General features: G+C 65.0%; 10 protein-coding genes. 8 read left to right on the top strand and 2 right to left on the bottom strand.

The features are described from left to right. The first annotated feature begins 75 nt into the window (after positions 1-75). The 6 genes from ACW5CM_RS02245 to ACW5CM_RS02270 all read left to right on the top strand — a co-directional run bounded on the left by ACW5CM_RS02245 (position 76) and on the right by ACW5CM_RS02270 (position 8,982). Positions 76-1,191: a LacI family DNA-binding transcriptional regulator gene (locus ACW5CM_RS02245; RefSeq protein WP_457124037.1), complete on the top strand. Its 1,116-nt coding sequence runs from the start codon at positions 76-78 to the stop codon at positions 1,189-1,191. 242 nt (positions 1,192-1,433) lie between these two features. Then, positions 1,434-2,153, top strand: a complete 720-nt coding sequence (locus ACW5CM_RS02250; RefSeq protein ID WP_457124038.1) for an L-ribulose-5-phosphate 4-epimerase — start codon at positions 1,434-1,436, stop codon at positions 2,151-2,153. Then, the gene (locus ACW5CM_RS02255) at positions 2,150-3,733 is read left to right on the top strand and encodes a xylulokinase (RefSeq protein WP_457124039.1); all 1,584 of its coding nucleotides are present in this window, start codon (positions 2,150-2,152) and stop codon (positions 3,731-3,733) included. Before ACW5CM_RS02250 ends, ACW5CM_RS02255 begins: the two co-directional genes overlap by 4 nt. A gap of 86 nt (positions 3,734-3,819) precedes the next feature. After that, positions 3,820-5,343 carry an L-arabinose isomerase gene (araA, locus tag ACW5CM_RS02260; protein ID WP_457124040.1) on the top strand — a complete coding sequence of 508 codons (1,524 nt, stop codon included), beginning with the start codon at positions 3,820-3,822 and terminating at the stop codon, positions 5,341-5,343. Between the two features lie 23 nt (positions 5,344-5,366). Further along, the gene (locus ACW5CM_RS02265; protein ID WP_457124041.1) at positions 5,367-6,290 is read left to right on the top strand and encodes an aldose 1-epimerase family protein; all 924 of its coding nucleotides are present in this window, start codon (positions 5,367-5,369) and stop codon (positions 6,288-6,290) included. Between the two features lie 244 nt (positions 6,291-6,534). Then, positions 6,535-8,982, top strand: a complete 2,448-nt coding sequence (locus ACW5CM_RS02270; protein ID WP_457124042.1) for a winged helix-turn-helix domain-containing protein — start codon at positions 6,535-6,537, stop codon at positions 8,980-8,982. A gap of 5 nt (positions 8,983-8,987) precedes the next feature. Here the strand turns inward: ACW5CM_RS02270 and ACW5CM_RS02275 are convergent, their stop codons facing one another. Next, on the bottom strand, positions 8,988-9,545 hold the full coding sequence (locus ACW5CM_RS02275) for a hypothetical protein (protein WP_457124043.1): 558 nt from the start codon (positions 9,543-9,545) through the stop codon (positions 8,988-8,990). A gap of 174 nt (positions 9,546-9,719) precedes the next feature. Further along, positions 9,720-9,992: a hypothetical protein gene (locus ACW5CM_RS02280; protein WP_457124044.1), complete on the bottom strand. Its 273-nt coding sequence runs from the start codon at positions 9,990-9,992 to the stop codon at positions 9,720-9,722. 44 nt (positions 9,993-10,036) lie between these two features. On the opposite strand from ACW5CM_RS02280, the gene ACW5CM_RS02285 reads away from it, so the two are divergent. Further along, a complete protein-coding gene (locus tag ACW5CM_RS02285; protein WP_457124045.1) occupies positions 10,037-15,148 on the top strand; it encodes a CLIPPER-2 domain-containing protein in 5,112 nt (1,703 codons plus the stop codon). Positions 15,149-15,318: 170 nt separating this feature from the next. Next, the gene (locus ACW5CM_RS02290; protein ID WP_457124046.1) at positions 15,319-17,898 is read left to right on the top strand and encodes a LuxR C-terminal-related transcriptional regulator; all 2,580 of its coding nucleotides are present in this window, start codon (positions 15,319-15,321) and stop codon (positions 17,896-17,898) included. Positions 17,899-18,260 lie beyond the last annotated feature (362 nt).

Below are 18,260 nucleotides of genomic sequence, written 5' to 3' on the forward strand. Positions count from 1 at the left end.
TCTGAGCGTCGAATCGAGCCATTTGCGCTTGTCGAACGTCAGATTGTGGGACTGGAGCGCCGTACAGTGGTCGGCGTGAGCGAGTTGAGCGAGTTGAGCGCGGGCGCAGCCCGAACCATCGGCGTCCGGGACGTGGCGGCGCTCGCCGGTGTTTCCCGGCAGACCGTCTCGCGCGTGCTGAATGACCACCCAGAGGTTGCCGCAGGCACGAAAGCTCGCGTGCGCCAGGCGATGGTCGACCTCGGCTACCGCATGAACAACGCTGCCAGGGCGCTGGGCACTCGGCGCTCGCACACGCTCGGCGTCCTCGCCTCGGACGCTCTGCAGTACGGCCCCTCCCGCAGCATCGCCGCTATCGAGGCATCCGCTCGCGACGCCGGATACTGGGTGAGCGCGGCCTTCGCCGACTCGGGGGATGCCGTCGCGGTCGTCGCGGCCGTCGACCATCTCGTCGCGCAGGGGGTCGAAGGAATCGTCGTCGTCGCACCGCACGCGCGGACGCTGCGTACCCTGGACGAGTTAAGCATCGGCATTCCCGTGCTCACCCTGCACTCGGCGGGGCGAGGCTCGGCCGGATTGTCCGTTGACCAGGCGGCTGGCGCGCGGCTCGCCGTCGCAGCGCTGGCGGATGCCGGCCACACCCGCATTGCGCATCTCGCCGGGCCCGCCGACTGGCTCGAAGCGGAATCCAGGGCGAACGGATTCGCTGCTGAGCTCGCGGCGAGAGGACTGCCGGCCGGACCCGTGATCGCGGGGGACTGGACCGCACGATCGGGATACGAGGCGGCTGCTGTGGTGCGGGAGGCCGACGTCACTGCGGTTTTTACGGCGAACGACCAGATGGCGCTCGGACTGATCACCGGGCTGCGCGAAGCGGGCGTGGCCGTGCCGGGCGACATCAGCATCGTCGGCTTCGATGATGTCCCGGATGCGGCGTTCTACTGGCCACAGCTGACTACGGTTCGTCAGGATTTCGAAGAACTCGCGCGACGCGTGGTTGCCGCACTCACCGGTGGGGTGGCCTGTGCGGCGGGTGCCCAGGATGCCGCGGGTGCGACGAATGCCGCCGGTGCGACGGATGCCGCGACAGCAGCGGCATCATCTCCGGCATCCGCGTCCATGCTCGCGCCGGTCGAGCCGGTGCTCGTCGAGCGCCATTCTGTCGCGGCCCCACCTGTTTCCCGCGCATAACTCCTGAAAAATCCCGCCGAATCCCGACCGGGCCCCGCGGGACCCGCATGTTTCCGGCGAGCCCAGGCGGCAGTGCCACCGAAGTTCAGGAGTTGTGCGCGAGGACGCGCCGAGTTGTACGCGATCACGCAGGAGTTATGCGCGAGCACGCGCGGAGACGGGAGGCTTGACCCGCACCTGGCGCCGTGATTTCATAGACCGTGACCGGTCACAGTGGCCGTCTGCAATCCAACGAGGTTCCCGTGAGCAACGAAGCCCCCGCCTTCGGCCCCGAGGTCGAAGCATCCATTGCCGCCGTCCGCGCAGACGTCGCCCGCCTGCACAGTGAGCTGGTCCGAAACGGTCTGGTGGTCTGGACCGGTGGCAACATCTCAGGCCGCGTTCCCGGCGCCGACCTGTTCGTCATCAAGCCCTCGGGCGTCAGCTACGACGACCTCACTCCTGAGAACATGATCCTCTGCGATCTCGACGGCAATGTCGTCCCCGGTAGTGCTGGCAGCGACCGCTCTCCCTCGAGCGACACGGCCGCCCACGCCTACGTCTACCGCAACATGCCCGCCGTCGGCGGCGTCGTGCACACCCACTCCACCTTCGCCGTCGCCTGGGCCGCTCGCGGCGAGGAGATCCCCTGCGTGATCACAGCGATGGCGGATGAGTTCGGCGGCCCGATCCCGGTCGGTCCGTTCGCGCTCATCGGCGACGACTCGATCGGACGCGGCATCGTCGAGACACTCACCGGACACCGCTCCCGCGCGGTGCTCATGCAGAACCACGGTCCCTTCACGATCGGAACCGACGCGAAGGATGCCGTGAAGGCAGCCGTCATGGTCGAAGACGTCGCCCGCACCGTGCACTACGCCCGTGAAGCAGGTGCTCTCATCCCGATTCCGCAGGAAGCCATCGACAGTCTCTACAACCGCTACCAGAATGTGTACGGTCAGTCGACGGACAACCGCCGATGAGCGCCCGCGACGATATCGCCGCAGGTCGCACGAGCCTCGGCATCGAACTCGGATCCACCCGCATCAAGGCCTGTCTGATCGGGCCGGACGCCACCGAAGTGCTCGCCACTGGATCATTCTCGTGGGAGAACAGCCTCGAAGACGGCCTGTGGACTTACGCCCTGGAAGACGTCTGGCAGGGGTTGCGGAGCGCCTACGCCGATCTCGTCGATGATGCCGAGACACGTCACGGTGTGCGCCCCGATACCTTCGGTGCCATCGGGATTTCGGCGATGATGCACGGGTACCTCGGCTTCGATCAAGCCGGCGAGCTGCTCGTGCCGTTCCGCACCTGGCGCAACACCAACACCACTGTCGCGGCTGCGGAGCTCACCGAGCTGCTGGGCGTCAACATCCCGCTGCGCTGGTCGATCGCGCATCTGCATCAGGCCGGCGTCGACGCTGAACCGCACGTGCCGAACCTCGACTTCGTTACGACGCTTGCCGGGTATGTGCACTGGCGCCTCACCGGCGAGAGAGTGCTCGGTGTGGGAGACGCGTCCGGGATGTTCCCGATCGACTCCGCCACCTGCGATTACGACGCGCGGATGCTGGATGCCTACGACGCGCTCGCCGCAGACCGCCTCCCGGCGCCGGTGACGAGCCTGTTCCCGCGGGTGCTGGCAGCCGGTGAGGATGCCGGATCGCTTACCGCTGAAGGGGCGGGGCTGCTGGATCCGACCGGAGCGCTCGGCGCCGGCATCCCGCTGTGTCCGCCGGAGGGCGATGCCGGCACCGGCATGGTGGCGACGAACTCCGTCGCACCGCGCACCGGCAACGTCTCAGCCGGCACGAGCATCTTCGCGATGGTCGTGCTCGAGCATCCGCTGGAAAAGGTGCACCACGAACTGGACCTCGTCACCACCCCCGCCGGAGACGGCGTCGCCATGGTCCACTGCAATAACGGCGCCAGTGAACTGGCCGCGTGGGTGGGACTGTTCTCGCAGTTCTCGGCGGCCGCCGGCCAGCCGGTCGACAGCGACGCCGCCTTCGAGGCTCTCTTCCGTGAAGCGCTGAAGGGCGAAGCGGATGCCGGTGGCCTGATCGCCTATAACCATCTGGCCGGCGAGCCGATCGCTGGTCTGATCGAGGGACGGCCGCTGTTTGTGCGCACCCCCGACAGCGATTTCACGCTGGCCAACTTCATGCGCGCCCAGCTCTACGGCGTGTTCGGGACGCTCGCGCTCGGGATGAAGGTGCTCGAGTCCGAGGGCGCGCGACTCGATCGGATGTTCGCGCACGGTGGCATGTTCCGCACCGCCGGTGTCGCGCAGCGATTCCTCGCCGGAGCCCTGGATGCTCCGGTCGCGGTCGGCGAACTCGCATCCGAAGGCGGGGCCTGGGGGATCGCCGTGCTGGCGTCATACCTGTCGCATGCCGAATCCTCGGACCTCGGCACCTATCTCGATGAGCAGGTGTTCGCCGCGGCATCCATCTCCACCGTCGATCCGGATCCTGCCGATGTCGCCGGGTTCGCCACCTACCTTGACCGCTACCGCGCTGGCCTCGCCGTCGAGGCAGCTGCGGTCGAATCGCTATAACCCCGTTCCGGTCGCACTTCATGCGGTTATTTCGCTCTCAGAGCGACACGAACTGCGACCGGAGCTGAGAAGAGAAGGACACGCTCATGACCCGCACGCCGCTCAATACCTCTCTCGACGCCTACGAGGTCTGGTTCCTCACCGGTAGCCAGCACCTGTACGGACCCGAGACGCTCGCCCAGGTCGCCGAGCAGTCACAGGAGATCGCTCGTCTGCTCGATGAGGCCGGCGATGTCCCGGTGAAGATCGTCTGGAAGCCGGTCCTCACCGACAGTGAGGCCATCCGCCGCACCGCGCTCGAAGCCAATGCCGACGACCGCGTCATCGGCCTCGTCGCCTGGATGCACACCTTCAGCCCCGCGAAGATGTGGATTGCCGGGCTCGATGCGCTGCGGAAGCCGCTCGCCCACCTGCACACCCAGGCCAACGTAGAACTGCCCTGGGCGGACATCGACTTCGACTTCATGAACCTCAACCAGGCCGCCCACGGCGACCGTGAGTTCGGTTACATCCAGACGCGGCTCGGTGTGCCGCGCAAGACCATCGTCGGCCACGCCAGCGACCCGCGCGTACAGTGGGAGCTCGGCACCTGGCAGCGCGCAGCGGCCGGGTTCGCGGCATCCCGCTCGCTGAAACTTGCCCGTTTCGGTGACAATATGCGCTTCGTCGCCGTCACCGAGGGTGACAAGACCGAGGCAGAACTGCGCTTTGGCGTGCAGGTCAACACCTGGGGTGTGAATGAGCTGGCGGATGCTGTGGATGCGGCATCCGAGTCCGAAATCGACGCGCTCGTTGCCGAGTATGAGGAGCTATACGAAGTCGCACCTGAGCTGCGGAAAGGCGCCGAGCGCCACCAGTCGCTGCGTGACGGCGCGGCGATCGAGATCGGTCTGCGCTCCTTCCTTGAGGAGGGCGGATTCGGCGCCTTCACCACCTCGTTCGAAGACCTGGGATCCCTGAAGCAGCTGCCCGGTCTCGCCGTCCAGCGTCTGATGGCCGAGGGATACGGATTCGGCGCCGAAGGCGACTGGAAGACCGCGGTGCTCGTGCGCATCGCGAATGTGATGGGTGCGGGTCTTCCCGGTGGTGCGAGCCTCATGGAGGACTACACCTACGACATGACGCCCGGCGACGAGCTCATCCTCGGCGCGCACATGCTCGAGGTTTCGCCTTCGCTGACCTCGGCGAAGCCGACCCTAGAGATCCACCCGCTCGGCATCGGCGGCAAGGATGACCCGGTGCGTCTGGTCTTCACGGCCGACGCGGGGCCGGCGATTGTTGTCGCGATGAGCGATATGCGCGACCGCTTCCGTCTGACAGCGAACGTCGTCGAGAACGTCGCGCCGCGCGCGTCGCTGCCCAACCTGCCCGTGGGGCGAGCAGTCTGGAAGCCGCAGCCGGACTTCAATACCAGTGCCGCTGCCTGGCTGACGGCCGGCGCGGCCCACCACACGGTGATGTCGACGGCGGTGGGCCTGGAAGCCTTCCGCGATTTCGCCGAGATGGCCGAGGTCGAACTGCTCGTGATCGACGATGACACCACGCTGCCGGAGTTCCAGAAGCAGGTGCGCTGGAACCAGGCGTACTACCGTCTCGCACAGGGCCTGTGAGCCGGGCGGCTATCGTCGAATACATGAACGATTCTTCCCCGGCATCCGGTCGTCAGCTACGCATCTCAGCGCACGGATATGAGGCGGTCATCGCCAGTGTCGGTGCTTCGCTGCGGATGCTCACCCACGAGGGCCGCGACCTCGTCGTGCCCTTCGACGCGGATGAGGTGCGCCCCGCGTACCGAGGCGCGACGCTCGCGCCGTGGCCGAACCGAATCGTCGATGGCCGGTACACCTTCCGCGGTAGCGCGCATCAGTTGCCGCTCACGGAGCCTGCCCGCGGGCACGCTCTTCATGGTCTCGTGGCCTGGGCGGAGTGCACCGACCGCGGTGTCTCGGATGAGCGGGTCGTGCTCGCCGCTGTGATCGAGCCGCAGAGCGGGTACCCGTTCCGTGTCGAAGTCACCGTCGAGTTCCGCCTGGGCGCGGACGGTCTGACCCAGACGGTCACGGGACGCAATCTCGGAACGGATGCTGCGCCCTGGGGAACCGGCCCGCACCCGTACCTGGTGGGTGGCGCCGGCCGCGTCGATGACTGGACGCTCACCCTTCCGGCATCCGAGGTTCTCACGGTCACGTCCGACCGGTTGAGCCCGGTGGCGGTGGAACAGGTCGAGCAGCATCCGGAGTGGGATTTCCGTGAGGCGCGCGCGATCGGTGATGTGTTCATCGACCACGCGTTCACCGAGCTCTCACGCGTCGATGGTGCCGCCGAGGTGCGCGTCGTGGCAGCGGACGGGCGCGGGGTGGCGCTGAGCTGGGATGAGAGCTGCCCCTGGGTGCAGGTGCACACGGCCGATCTTCCCGCGGATGCCGCGAACAGCCGGATCGGCCTCGCCGTGGAGCCGATGACCTGCCCGCCGGATGCCTTCAACTCCGGCGTGGACCTGGTTGTTCTGGAGCCCGGCGCGGAGTCGGCGGCATCCTGGCGGTTCACGGCGATCTGACCGCGCTGACCCCGTCGATGGGGTGGAACAGCTGGGACTGCTACGGCGTGACTGTGCGTCGGTGGTGAGAGCTGCACGGTAACGTTCAAGCTCGGCGATTCCACGATGGGCCGGCGTGCGCTGACAGCGCTAGAGGTAGGCCAGGATATTGGTTGTGCCCGAACAATTTCCCCCAGCGCTGAGGCGGAACGCTCCGCGGATCCCCGTATCGCTTCTGCAGCGGACCAGGCTCACAGAGCCACTGTTGCCGCTCGCCCCACTGACCGTGCTGCGTGCCCCCGGCGGGGCGGGCAAGACAGTGTTAGCTGCGCAGCTCGCCGATAGGCTCCCTGACGCGCGCGGCCTGTGGGTGACCGTGGACGAACACATCTCCACTCGTGACGCATTCTGGAGGACCGTGATGGACGGGTTCCTCGGACGCGATGCAGCCGGGTACTGGATCAGTGCGTCGGACTCCATCCAAACGCGCAGGCTCGTGGAAGCCTTTCGCTCCGTCGCCGTGGACAGCGTCATCGTGGTCGATGACAGTCATATGCTCAAAGACGCCAGCGTGGCGGACGACATCCTCGAGATCGTCCGTGCTGTTCCGACGATCGACTTCATCGTGGCGTCTCGGGCGTCGATACCGCGCCTTGAAGATGCCGCCGTGCGGCTCACCATAGACGTACGGGTGCTGACGGTCGATGATCTCTCGTTCTCTCTGGACGAGGTCGTGGAACTGGTCGGCGGTAGGCCGTCCTCGGAACATCTGCTTGAAAAATCCGGTGGCAACGCGCTGTTTCTGCGAGCACTCACGCTGACGGCTTCCCATGCGGGGACGTCCGGGGATGGACCCGACGAATCCCGCGTGGTCGCCAGCCACCTGCGCGCGTATCTGGCTCAGCTCGACGACAGCACCCGTCACTTCTTGTTGCGCACTTCCCTGGGCGGAGGATTCACCCTTGCCGAAGCCGCCGCCTTGGTCGGGCCTGGCGATCGCAGCAAGACGATCAGGCGATTGGAGGTGGATGGCCTGCTCACTAGGATCGACGACGGTGACGTGGAGCGTTACCGATACCATCCGGTCGTGAGTGAAGTGCTCCAGGGAGAGCTCGAACGGGAATATCCTGGCAACATCGCCGACCTGCATGCGATCATCGCTCGTACTCGTCGCAACGAGAACAACCTGCCTGCTGCGCTGACGCACGCCCTGCTGGCACGCGACTACACGCTGGCGAGCGAGGTGCTGGTCAGAGGAGGGACGGTGCTGCTGCGCTCGGGCGCACAGACTCTGGTGATGCGGGTGCCGCTGCCGGTCGCACTGCACCATCCGATGCTCGCAACCGGGCGAGCGCTCGTCGAGAATGCGCGCGGGCGGCGGTGGGTGGCGCGGGAGTTCTTTGCGGCGGCCGTTATCGGTTCACGCGCGGGGGGACAGCGGGTGACCCCGGAGAAGGCCTCGATGGCCGTCGCCGAGTCGATGATCGCGCGGCTGGACGGAAACACTCGCCAGTCGGTTGTCGCCGCGCGGCGCGCACTGCGAATGATCGATCGCCTCGGTGAAGAGGTCTTCGGAGACCAGGTCGCCGAGCTTATGGTCACCTGTGCGGTCTCGTTCTTCCGGGCCGGCGAATGGGCCGAGCTCGAAGAGATCATGGATCGGATGCCGAGAGGGAAGCGCCGCGGTGGCCTCATGCACGCTTCGCTGGCTGCGGCGCGCGCCGCGCTGCGTGGTGAGTGGGACGTGCTCGAGGAAGTGGACGAAGAGCTGCAGGCCACGGGGTGGCCAGAGTTCGTCCTCGACGAGTACAGCGGCGTGTTGCTCCGCCTGGCGAAGATGGTTCGGGCGCTGGGGAGCGGAGATGTGGCTGATGCCCGGGTGAACCTCGCCGCAGTGAACAGGCATCTGGACACCATCGAGTTCAAACCTCTGCTCATCGCACTGGATGCCATCGCTGACGTCATCTCCGGCGATGCGGAGACCGCGATTTCGAAGATCAATCGAGTACGCGCCTCGGAGTTGGCGTCTCGCCGCCTCAGCCCGATGGACGCAGACCAACTTACGCTGGTGGAAGCGCTCGCCTGCGCTGCCGCCGGCGACCTCGTGGTCGCCGCTCGGTTGTCGGACAAAGTTGACTCGCCCGTTGCGCACATCGTTCGGGCGCAGATCGTCCTGCTGCAGCAGGACGCACCCGCAGCAGCCAAGGCGTTGGCGAATCCGTCATTGACGAGCAGCACGTCGCCCCGGATGGTGCGGATGAGACAGCTCCTCCTGGCCTGGTGCATGCTCGAATCCGGAGAGCGCGATGAAGCCAAGCGGGCGCTTCTTCGAGTCGTCGGGATCGGGCGAATCGCGGGCGAGGACGGTGGGATGATGCTGCTTCCACAGGACGTGCGCGATCGCATGCGGATGCTGTTCGATGGCGACCGGTCGGAGTTCGCGGCGCAAGCTCTCAGCCAACTCTCCGCGCCGATTCCGGCGCCGTTTTTCGTCCACGAGCAACAGCCACAACTCAGCAAGAGAGAACTCGCGGTCGTTCACGAGCTGCGCCACGGGCACTCCAACGCGCAGATCGCGCAGGCGTTGAACATATCCAGGAACACGGTGAAGACCCAGCTGCGCACGGCATATCAGAAGCTGGGTGTGACCAGCCGCGACGACGCCCTCGCTAAGATCGCGGTATTGGGATTGTCCGCACCCGCCGCTGACTGACCGCTTCAGCCGCGATCGATCGCGTGTGGCAGGTCTGTGCCCTTCGAACGGATCGGCATCACGCCGCGGTGCAGCAGCTGACGGTTCAGTAGCGAGGCGACGAAAGTAAATGTCACGGTCGCAACGCAACGCAAGGCAACGATCGCGACCACGAACCACGCCGAGAACCAGGAAGAATCGATCACCGGCAGGGACGCTAAGCCCATCACTGTGCCGGTCAGTGCCGCGGCGATGCCCAGCCGAAGCGGCGACGGCTGGCGCGAGCGCCACAGCACGAGATCGAACAGCAGTCCCTGTCCAGCGAGCGAGAGCGGCAGCAGAATCCCCAGCGCGTTGAACGGAACCAACAGGATGCCGGCGATGACGCCGACCGCTGTCGCCGTGCCGGGTACTCGGCTCCAGATTCGCGCTGTGAACGGCAACAGCATCCATACCGAGCCTGTCACTGCATAAAGCAGAGGGTTGATCAGTGCGATCGCCGTATTGGGCGCCGTTATCAGGATGCCGATGACGCATTCCACAGCCGCGAAAGCAGCGAGCTGCAGGAGAAGTCGAGTGGACACAGAGCAAGTATGGGGCATTCGAGTGTGGTGGGTGAGCAGGTGGGTGAATTCGAGCCAAGAGTGCCGCTCTGAGACACCCGCGAGTTGCGCGCGTGCCTAACGTGTGACGCGGCTGGGCCCGCTGCCCTGCCGCACACGAGCTTCGGGGAGGGGCACATGGTGCTTTCGCGCGCCTCACATGCACTCGCCGTCGCGGCGTGCCTTCTCGCTCTGGTCGGCTGTTCGGTTGCCGAGCGCCCCGACGTTGCATCGGCGGTTTCGAAAACCATCGAGTCGCGCTTGGGTTTCGCCCCTGATGTAACCTGCGAACCCCTCGATGCCTTCGCTGAGGGCGCTTCGCTCGCGTGCACCATCAGCGACAGCGAGAACGGACAGGCATACGCCGCAGAAGTCGTTCTCGTCGATGTCCGCTCCGACGAAGAATTCTCCGTCGACCTCAGCGTTCATGATCAACCCCTATCCGAATCCGATCCCCAGGAGAACACCGCGCCATGATGAAACTGTTGCGCAGAAGCGCCACGACACGCAGAGCTCGGGGGCTGGTATCCGTGCTGGCATCGCTCGCCGTCGTGGCATCCGCCCTCGTCACACCCGCTGCAGCGATGGCGGTGCCGGTCGTGCCGTCGGCGGTGCCGGGAGGGCCTGCGATAGTGTCGGCCACCGTCGATTACGTCTCGGGGTTGGACTTCACGACGCCGATCACCGAACTGCAGGCGACATACGGGACGACCGCGCCGACCGACAAATTCGCGCTGAACATCGGTTACTCCTGTGGGGCAGTCGCTGCGTGTGAGGACGTGACCATCCGGATCGATCCGCAGCAGCTGGATCGCACCTATGGTCAGTTCCGCTTCGCGACGTACGCGTCGAGCACGCTCCCTACGGGCGCGACGATCGGCGGCAACAATGCCGACGGTTATACGGTTTCTCTCGGCACCATCGCCGCCGGTACGACAGGGTCGTTCACCGTGGCCTACACCTGGCAGAATCGCGGTCTCACCGCCGCGCCACAGTCGTTCTTCGTCGATGGAGAGCAGATCACCAGCACCGTGACGATCGATGCGACGAACGCGGGCGCCACCCACGCTGCGTCAGATGCCATCACCTGGCACATTCAGACTCTGGAACCCCAGGTGACGTTCGCGTCACAGGGGCTCGCGCGCGCCGACACCGACTATGACTACGTGTTGCGCATGGGCTCTGACTGCATGTGGTACCGCACGACGGCGAATCATGGGGAACCGTCGAAACTGTGTGCAGAGTCGTACACCAACACCTTCCACCTGCCCGAAGGATCCGTGTTCGTCGCGACATCGCCGGATGGCATCTATGACGCAGTCGCTCGCACGGTGACCTGGACTCAGAGCGGTCAGGCTGCGGCGGACGGATGGGGATCCGCGAACGGCTTCAGCGCCGCCCGTACGGTGACCGTGCAGTTCCCCTCGTCGCTGTTCGCCGACGGGTGCATGATGACCGCCGAGGCGACGTTCGATACGGACGTCACCTACCTCGACGGACAGAACAAGCAGGCGTCCACCGCCGTGACACACGACATCACTGACTGCACCCCGTTCGGGGCGGCGACACCGGTGGAGAAGTGGTCCACTCTGCAACAGAACCCCAACATCGTCTGGGACGACGGTTCGCGGTACAGCTGGTACATCCGGGCAGGCAACAAAGGCAATACAGCCGGCGTCGCTGTCATCACCGACGAGAACCTCGACGAGATCGAGAACATCCGCGTCTACCAGATCTTCGCCGAGAACGGCCGAATCGACTACGCCCTCGACGACGGGACAGCGGGAACCGCTCAGGGAACGTACAACGTCCCCGCGGGACGCGAAGTCGCATCAGTGACCATCACGAGCCCGACCCTCGCGGGCCCCAACAAGGAGCAGGCATCGCAGCCGCTCAGCACGCTCTGGACAGCAGCACTGCGATACGAGACTGTGGGGGAGGCACCCGCTGCGGGCTGGGAGCGAAGCAATACCGCTTCCGCCGTCATGACGTACCCCGGCAGCGCTCTCGCTGACGTGAGTGAGGGGTCGGCGACCTCCACCGTGATCATCACTCCGCGTCCGGCGAACTTCACGGCCAGCATCGCAGCAACTCTCACGGGAACCGGCAACCCGGTCGCGGGGGTGCCCGTGGACTACCGTGTAAACGGCGTCACCAGCAGCATGGAGTCGGAGGCGGCGATTGAACCGCAGTACCTGTTCATCGCGCCGTATCAGTGGAACATTGTGGAAGACTCCTGGAGCATTGCGGCCGGGGCGCCGGCCGGGGCCAGTTTCACGACGAAGACCGTGACCTACGGCGGGCAGCAGCGACAAGCGCTGTACGTGCACTGGCCTGAAGGCACGAAGTGGGGAATGAACGCGCGATGGCCCGATCTTCTGGTTCAGGCAGCGCCGTCGGCCTCCGCAGCAGCCGGCAGCGTCGGTGTGGCACACGGAGTCGTCGGTGACGCGACCAACTCTTACCCCGGGTATTCCTCGACGTGGGGTGGCGGAAACAACCCGCAGCGATACCTCGATGTGACCGACATCGACGGAGACGACGTGACGTCGGAATACTTCGCTGCAGGTGCCGCCTCGGTCACCGTCGGTGCGTCGTCCATGCTCAGTACGATCAAAGAGATCTGCAGGGTGAACACGGATGCGGTCGATGGCTGCGACTGGGTTGCTGATACCTCTCCGGCTGTTGCTGTTTCGCCGGTCTCGACGGATATCACCTACCGTGTGACGCTGCGAAACAACGGCACCACGCCACTGTCGAACATTGTGGCGTACGACGTGCTCCCTTACCCGAGCGATACCGGCATCAGCAGCGGCAGCGCCGCGACCGCGCGCGGATCGCAGTTCTCCGAGTCAGTGGCGGCCGTCTCCGCTGTCTCGCCGAACCTCGCGCTGACATACTCCTCGTCGACGGACCCGTGCCGCTCCGAGGTGTACGCGGGCGGGCCTGCCGGCTGCGACGACGACTGGGGAACCACTGCTGCGGACGCCGCGTCGATCCGGGCTGCGGTGACCAGTCCTCTCGCCCCAGGTGCATCCGCTTCGTTCGTCTACACGGCGAACGTGCTGGGTGATCCCTCGGCCGGAGAGCGGGCCTGCAATTCGATCGCCACGGCGGCGTTGAATGTGCCGGTGAGTGAGCCGAGTCCGGTCTGTGTCGTGATTGAAGCCGCTGACCTGGAAGTGACCGCGACTGCGCCGGTCGACGTGCAGCTCGACCGACCGGCGGTGCTGCCCTTCACGGTGTCGAATCTCTCCGGAACGGACGCCTCCTCGAGGGTGACCGTGAGCGTGCCCGCAGGCATCGAGATCACCGGGCTCGAGTTCGGAGACTGGACCTGCACCACCGAGGGGGTAACGGCTCCCGTCGACGGACCCGCCACCCTGGAGTGCGTTCTTCCTGGCCCGATCGCCGATGGCGAGTCGGTGTCGATGGACATCCCCGTGATCGTGCGCACCAACGGCGTGACACTGACCGTCGCCGCCTCCAGTTCCATGTTCGACCCGGTGCCGGGCAACAACAGCGACGCGATCACGATCCTCGCTCAGCCGGCGGCAGCAGGTGGGCTGACGACGAGCAAGGATGATGGACTGGCCGCGCTCGTGCCGGGACAGGAGACGACCTACACCATCACGGTCACGAACGAGCTGATCGGCGAAGACGTCTCCGATCTGCAGATCGTGGACACGCTGCCCGCGGATGTTGAGTTCGTCTCTGCATCCGACGAAGGTACGCACGCGGATGGAACCGTGACCTGGAATGTTGCGGCACTGGCAGCAGCAGGGTCCGTGACCGTGACGGTGACGGTGCGTGTCCCCGCAGACACGACGGCCACGTCCCTGTCGAACACCGTGACCGCCCAAGCACCGGATCCTGCTTTCCCGGATGCAACGCTGACCGGCACTGGGAGCGACGTGGATCAGATCGACCGGATCGCCCTGACCAAATCGGCGACATTGCGCGAGCCAGGCGATCCACTCGACCCGCAGCCGGGCGACGTGATCGACTATGAGCTCCTCATCGCGAACACCGGCAGCGGTCCGCTATCGGGGATCGTTCTCGACGACCCGAAGTCGGGCCTGTCTGAGCTCACCTTCCCGGACGGCTGGCCGTCGTTACCGGGCCGACTCGGTGCGGGGGAGAGCGTCACAGCCATCGCGTCATACACCCTCACCTCCGAGGACATTGACAACGGCACAGTCGCGAACACCGCGACGGTGACTGCGCTGTCGGGTGGTGGCGAGCAGGCCACCGCGACCTCATCGGCCGATCTCGCGCTTCCCGCCGAAGCAGGGATCGTTCTCTCCAAGGATGCGATGCTCGACGTCAGCGGCACTGTCTTGGCCGGCGATCAGGTCGCTTACGCCTTCCAGGTCGAGAACACCGGCAACGTCACGCTGAACGACGTGGCGATCGATGATGCCCTCGAGGGGCTCTCGGTGATCGAGTACGACTGGCCCGCAGCTGCCGGGGTGCTCCGCAGTGGAGAGTCCGTCATCGCTGAGGCGATCTACGTGGTCACCCAGGAAGACATCGACCGCGGAACGGTGTCGAACACGGCCATCGCTTCGGGGCTGGATGCCGCAGGCGTGGAGTTCACGGCGACGGACGCAGTCGATGTGATCATCCCCGCTGCCGCTTCGATCTCGTTCTCCAAGACCGGTGACCTCGACGGGAACAACGACCGCCCAGTTGCGGGAGACACTGCGACCTTCACCTTCGTGATCGAGAACACCGGGAACGTGACGCAGTCGGCGATCGCGATCGCCGACCATCTCGATGGGGTATCGGACATCGTCTTCGAAGACTGGCCGGTGGAGGCCGGGATGCTTGCGCCTGGTCAGGCGATCACGGGGACTGCCTCGTACTCGCTTTCGCAGGCCGATGTCGACGCGGGCGAAGTCGTCAATACGGCGACGTTCACGAGCACTCCGGTTCGTGGTCTCGCGCAGGAGGCGGAGGCTACGGCCTTGATCGAGCTGACTGCTGTGCCGGAACTCGCGATCGTAAAGACCGCTGAGTTGCTGGATCGCAACGGCGATGGCCTGGCTAACCCCGGCGAGCAGATCAGGTACGGCTTCGAGCTGGAGAACACCGGAAACGTGACCCTCATCGATGTGACCGTCGACGACGCGAAGGTCACGGGTATCCCGATGACCGGGTCGCTCGCCCCGGGACAGAAGGTTCAAGTGTCCAGCGAGCCGTACACGGTGACGGAGTCGGATGCGGCCGCCGGTCATGTGGAAAACACGGCGACCTCGAGCGCCACGGCGCCCGACGGGAACCAGGTCACGTCGGATTCTTCAACAGCGGTGACATCAGCCGGGGTTGTGGAGCCGCCGGTTGTGGAGCCGCCGGTTGTGGAGCCGCCGGTTGTGGAGCCGCCGGTTGTGGAGCCGCCGGTCGAGAAACCTGCGGCGGAGCTTCCGTCGTCGAATTCTCCTTCCGGCGGCCTCGCGGCGACTGGCGCAGAGTCTGATCCGCAGCCCGTCATCTTGGCTGGCGGTTTGCTGGGTGCAGGACTTCTCCTCCTGGCACTTGCGCTGGTGCGCCGTCGCCGGAAGGCAATGGAAACCTCTGAGTGAGCGCGCTCGGTGGCCGGCTGGGATAGACGGCCACCGAGAGCTCGTTCAGGCAGGAGCCGGTGCGGCAGATTCGATTCCTCCCCCTTCGGAATTGCCGCACCGGACTTTTTACAAGCCGAGATGAGAGATGCGAGGTAGCGAAATTGGGGAGCGGCAGAGAGTCGAAAGGCATGTCACTCGAAAGCGCGGGGGCCGAAGTGGTTTCCGGGTCTGCTCGTCGCCTTGGGGTGCCTCGTCTGCCGGCCGTGCATCTCGGTCGGGCGCGACTGGATGAGCGGTTGGCGGCCGCTGATCATCTGCCGCTTCGAGTTGTGCACGGAGGATACGGGTATGGCAAGACCACTCTGCTTGCGAGCTGGGCGCGGAGAAAGGAAACCACTGCGAGCGCGCTCATCTGGGTGACCGTGGATGAAGTCTCGAACGAACGGCTGTCATTCTGGCGGGTGGTGCTGGGACTGGTGGGCGCTTGCGAATCGGGGTCGATCTTCCGATTCGGTGCGATTGAGGTCGATACGCTGCCCGCGGCGTTGCTCAACGTGTTCGAATCGCTTCCTGCGCCGATCACTCTTGTGGTGGACTCCTATGAACGTCTCCTCGACGACACGGTGGAGCGAGATCTCCTCCGGTTGCTGCGTCACACCGACAATCTGCGCTTGGTAGTCGGGACTCGCCGCTGGCCAGCATTTGATACCCACGTGAGCGAGTATGGGATTGAACCGTTGGTGATCGACCTGAATGCGTTGGGCTTCGATCATGACGACGTCGCGACGCTGGCGGAGCGTTTGCGCGTGCAAATTACCGCGGCTCAAGCGGCGAGCTTGTTGGCGGTATCGGCAGGCTGGCCCGTGGCCGTGAAAGAAATGCTGACGAGCGGATGCGGTGAGCAATCGGCTCCGGACTGGACACGTGCAGGGGTGGCGTTCGTTAACCACCGGCTGATGCATGATCTCTCAACACAGCCCGGATTTCCGCTCCTGTTGCTGACATCGGTCGCTGACTCGTTCACAGTTGAGCAAGCCGAGTTTCTCGGTGCGGATGCGGAGCACTTTGGGGTGCTGGACGAGATGGAACTTCGGGGCCTTGGTACTTGGTCTGCCGGACCGCAGTCCGTCTTTCGAATGAACCCGACGATTCGCGGGGCGCTACGCCGTGACTTCAGACGGATGCAGGCTAAAGAGATGGCGGCGACTTATCGACGTTTGGCTCAATGGTACGAACAGCATGGTGAGGGCATGCGCGCCTTTGAGGCTGCTGTTCGCGCTGAGGATTGGGCCCGCGCGAGTCGTTATCTCCGCCGAGATCTCATTGGACGGGACGATCTCGGCTGTGCGCGTAAGCTTCTGCTCTCCGTGCCGGAGCAGAAACTACAGGGCGAACCCCTGTTGATGTTTCTCGCCGCGTTGGAGTGCTACATCCACGGCGGCATCACGAGGGCAGTGAGATATTTTCTCTCCGTCATTTCCTTATGCGAGGCGCACGACAATCCGCCTGCTCGCCGTCCTCGTCCGGATGACCTGTGGATACAGAGCGCCCTCGTCGTCTCGTTGAGGCTGGCGGGCAGACACGAACGCGTCCCTCGCGCGGCGCAAAAACTGCATCGCATGTTGATGAGCGTCGAGGACCCGGAAGGGGAACTGGTTCACAGTAACGAGGTGATTGAGGCGCAGTTGTCGATTACCTATCTCCACCTCGATCGCATCGAAGACGCGGCAAGGATGCTGGGTATCGATGCCGTGAACGGCGCAAGTAAGCGGATGAGCGATGAGGCGCTCGGGCTCGTGCCGCTTCGCGCGCTCTTACAAGCGAGCCGCGGCTACATTCACGCAGCTCGCGCAGAGCTTGACCAGGTGCGGGATGCGACACTGCTCGATGTCGATAGCCTCCACGGCGTTTCTGCTCATCTGAGTGATGCGTTGATTAGCCTTGAAGACTTCGACCCAGACGGTGCGGAAAAGCAGCTTGGGCGAGCACAATCCCACTGGGCAAGCGCTGAACACTGGCCGCTCATTGCGCATGCTCTCGCACGTGCACAATGGCAGCGCCTCGGTGCGCACGTCGCTCTTACCGGCCTCCGCGAACAGCGCAGACAGAGAGCGGGGCATCCACCGATCAGCCCTGCACTGGCGGCCATGCTGGACGCGCTCGAAGCAGAGCTGCTCATGGCGATCGGTCGGGGTAGTGAGGCGCGTATGCTCCTGAGCACGAACCAGAACAGCAGTCACCCTCGTTCTGCGGTCGCACGGGCGCGCGCGTTGCTGTTGTCTGGCCGGTCAGATCAGGCGCTGTCATTTGCGGATGGGCGGCTGCATGATGATCTTCCTTTGGTTGATCGCGCTCACCTCTTCCTCATCGCTGCCTCCGCGGCACGAAGGCTCGGCGACTGCGAGACCGCCCTGCAGAGGTTTGAGAGTGCCGTACAGAGGGCGTTCGGCACAGGACTCCGAACGCCGTTTGCGATGATGCTGCGATCCGATTTTCTGGCGTTGTCGGCCGGATGCTTGGATCTCCGCCTCCTGATAGAAGGTCGAACCGAGGTCTTTAACGACCCTGGCGTTGCGCCACAACTGACTACTCGCGAGCACGTCGTGCTTAAAGAACTTGCGGAGGGCCTCACCCTCGCCGAGGTGGCAGCACGGCTGTCTGTGGCAGTGAAGACAGTCAAGAATCAGGCGGGCTCTCTCTATCGCAAACTCGGTGTCACTGACCGGACGAGTGCCGTCACCGTCGCACGGCGACGCGGCTTGCTCTGACGAGGGCCTAAATCAGGGCCCAAACCTTTGAGGGTCCATGGCAGGAACTCGGCACGTCCCATAGAAAGTATCAAGGGGGGCAATCGATCTCAATTCGGCGACCACGCGGTCGCGCGCGTGGATCAGTCACTTGCCTGACAGACCGGGACCGCATTTCAATGCGAGGGAGAGCACAGTGAATTGGTTTAGAAGACAGGACATCTCAGGAATGAGAGCGGTCGGCACATCAGCGACCGTTCGCACGCGCTCGAAGGGGACGGCGGTCATTGCGACCGTGGCCGGGTTGATCTTCGCCTTGCTGCCGGCTTTCCCTGCTGCGGCGGCCCCGGTGTATCAAATCACTGCAGAGTGGGCGGCTGATA

The sequence above is a fragment of the Microbacterium wangyouchuni genome, from assembly GCF_054072595.1.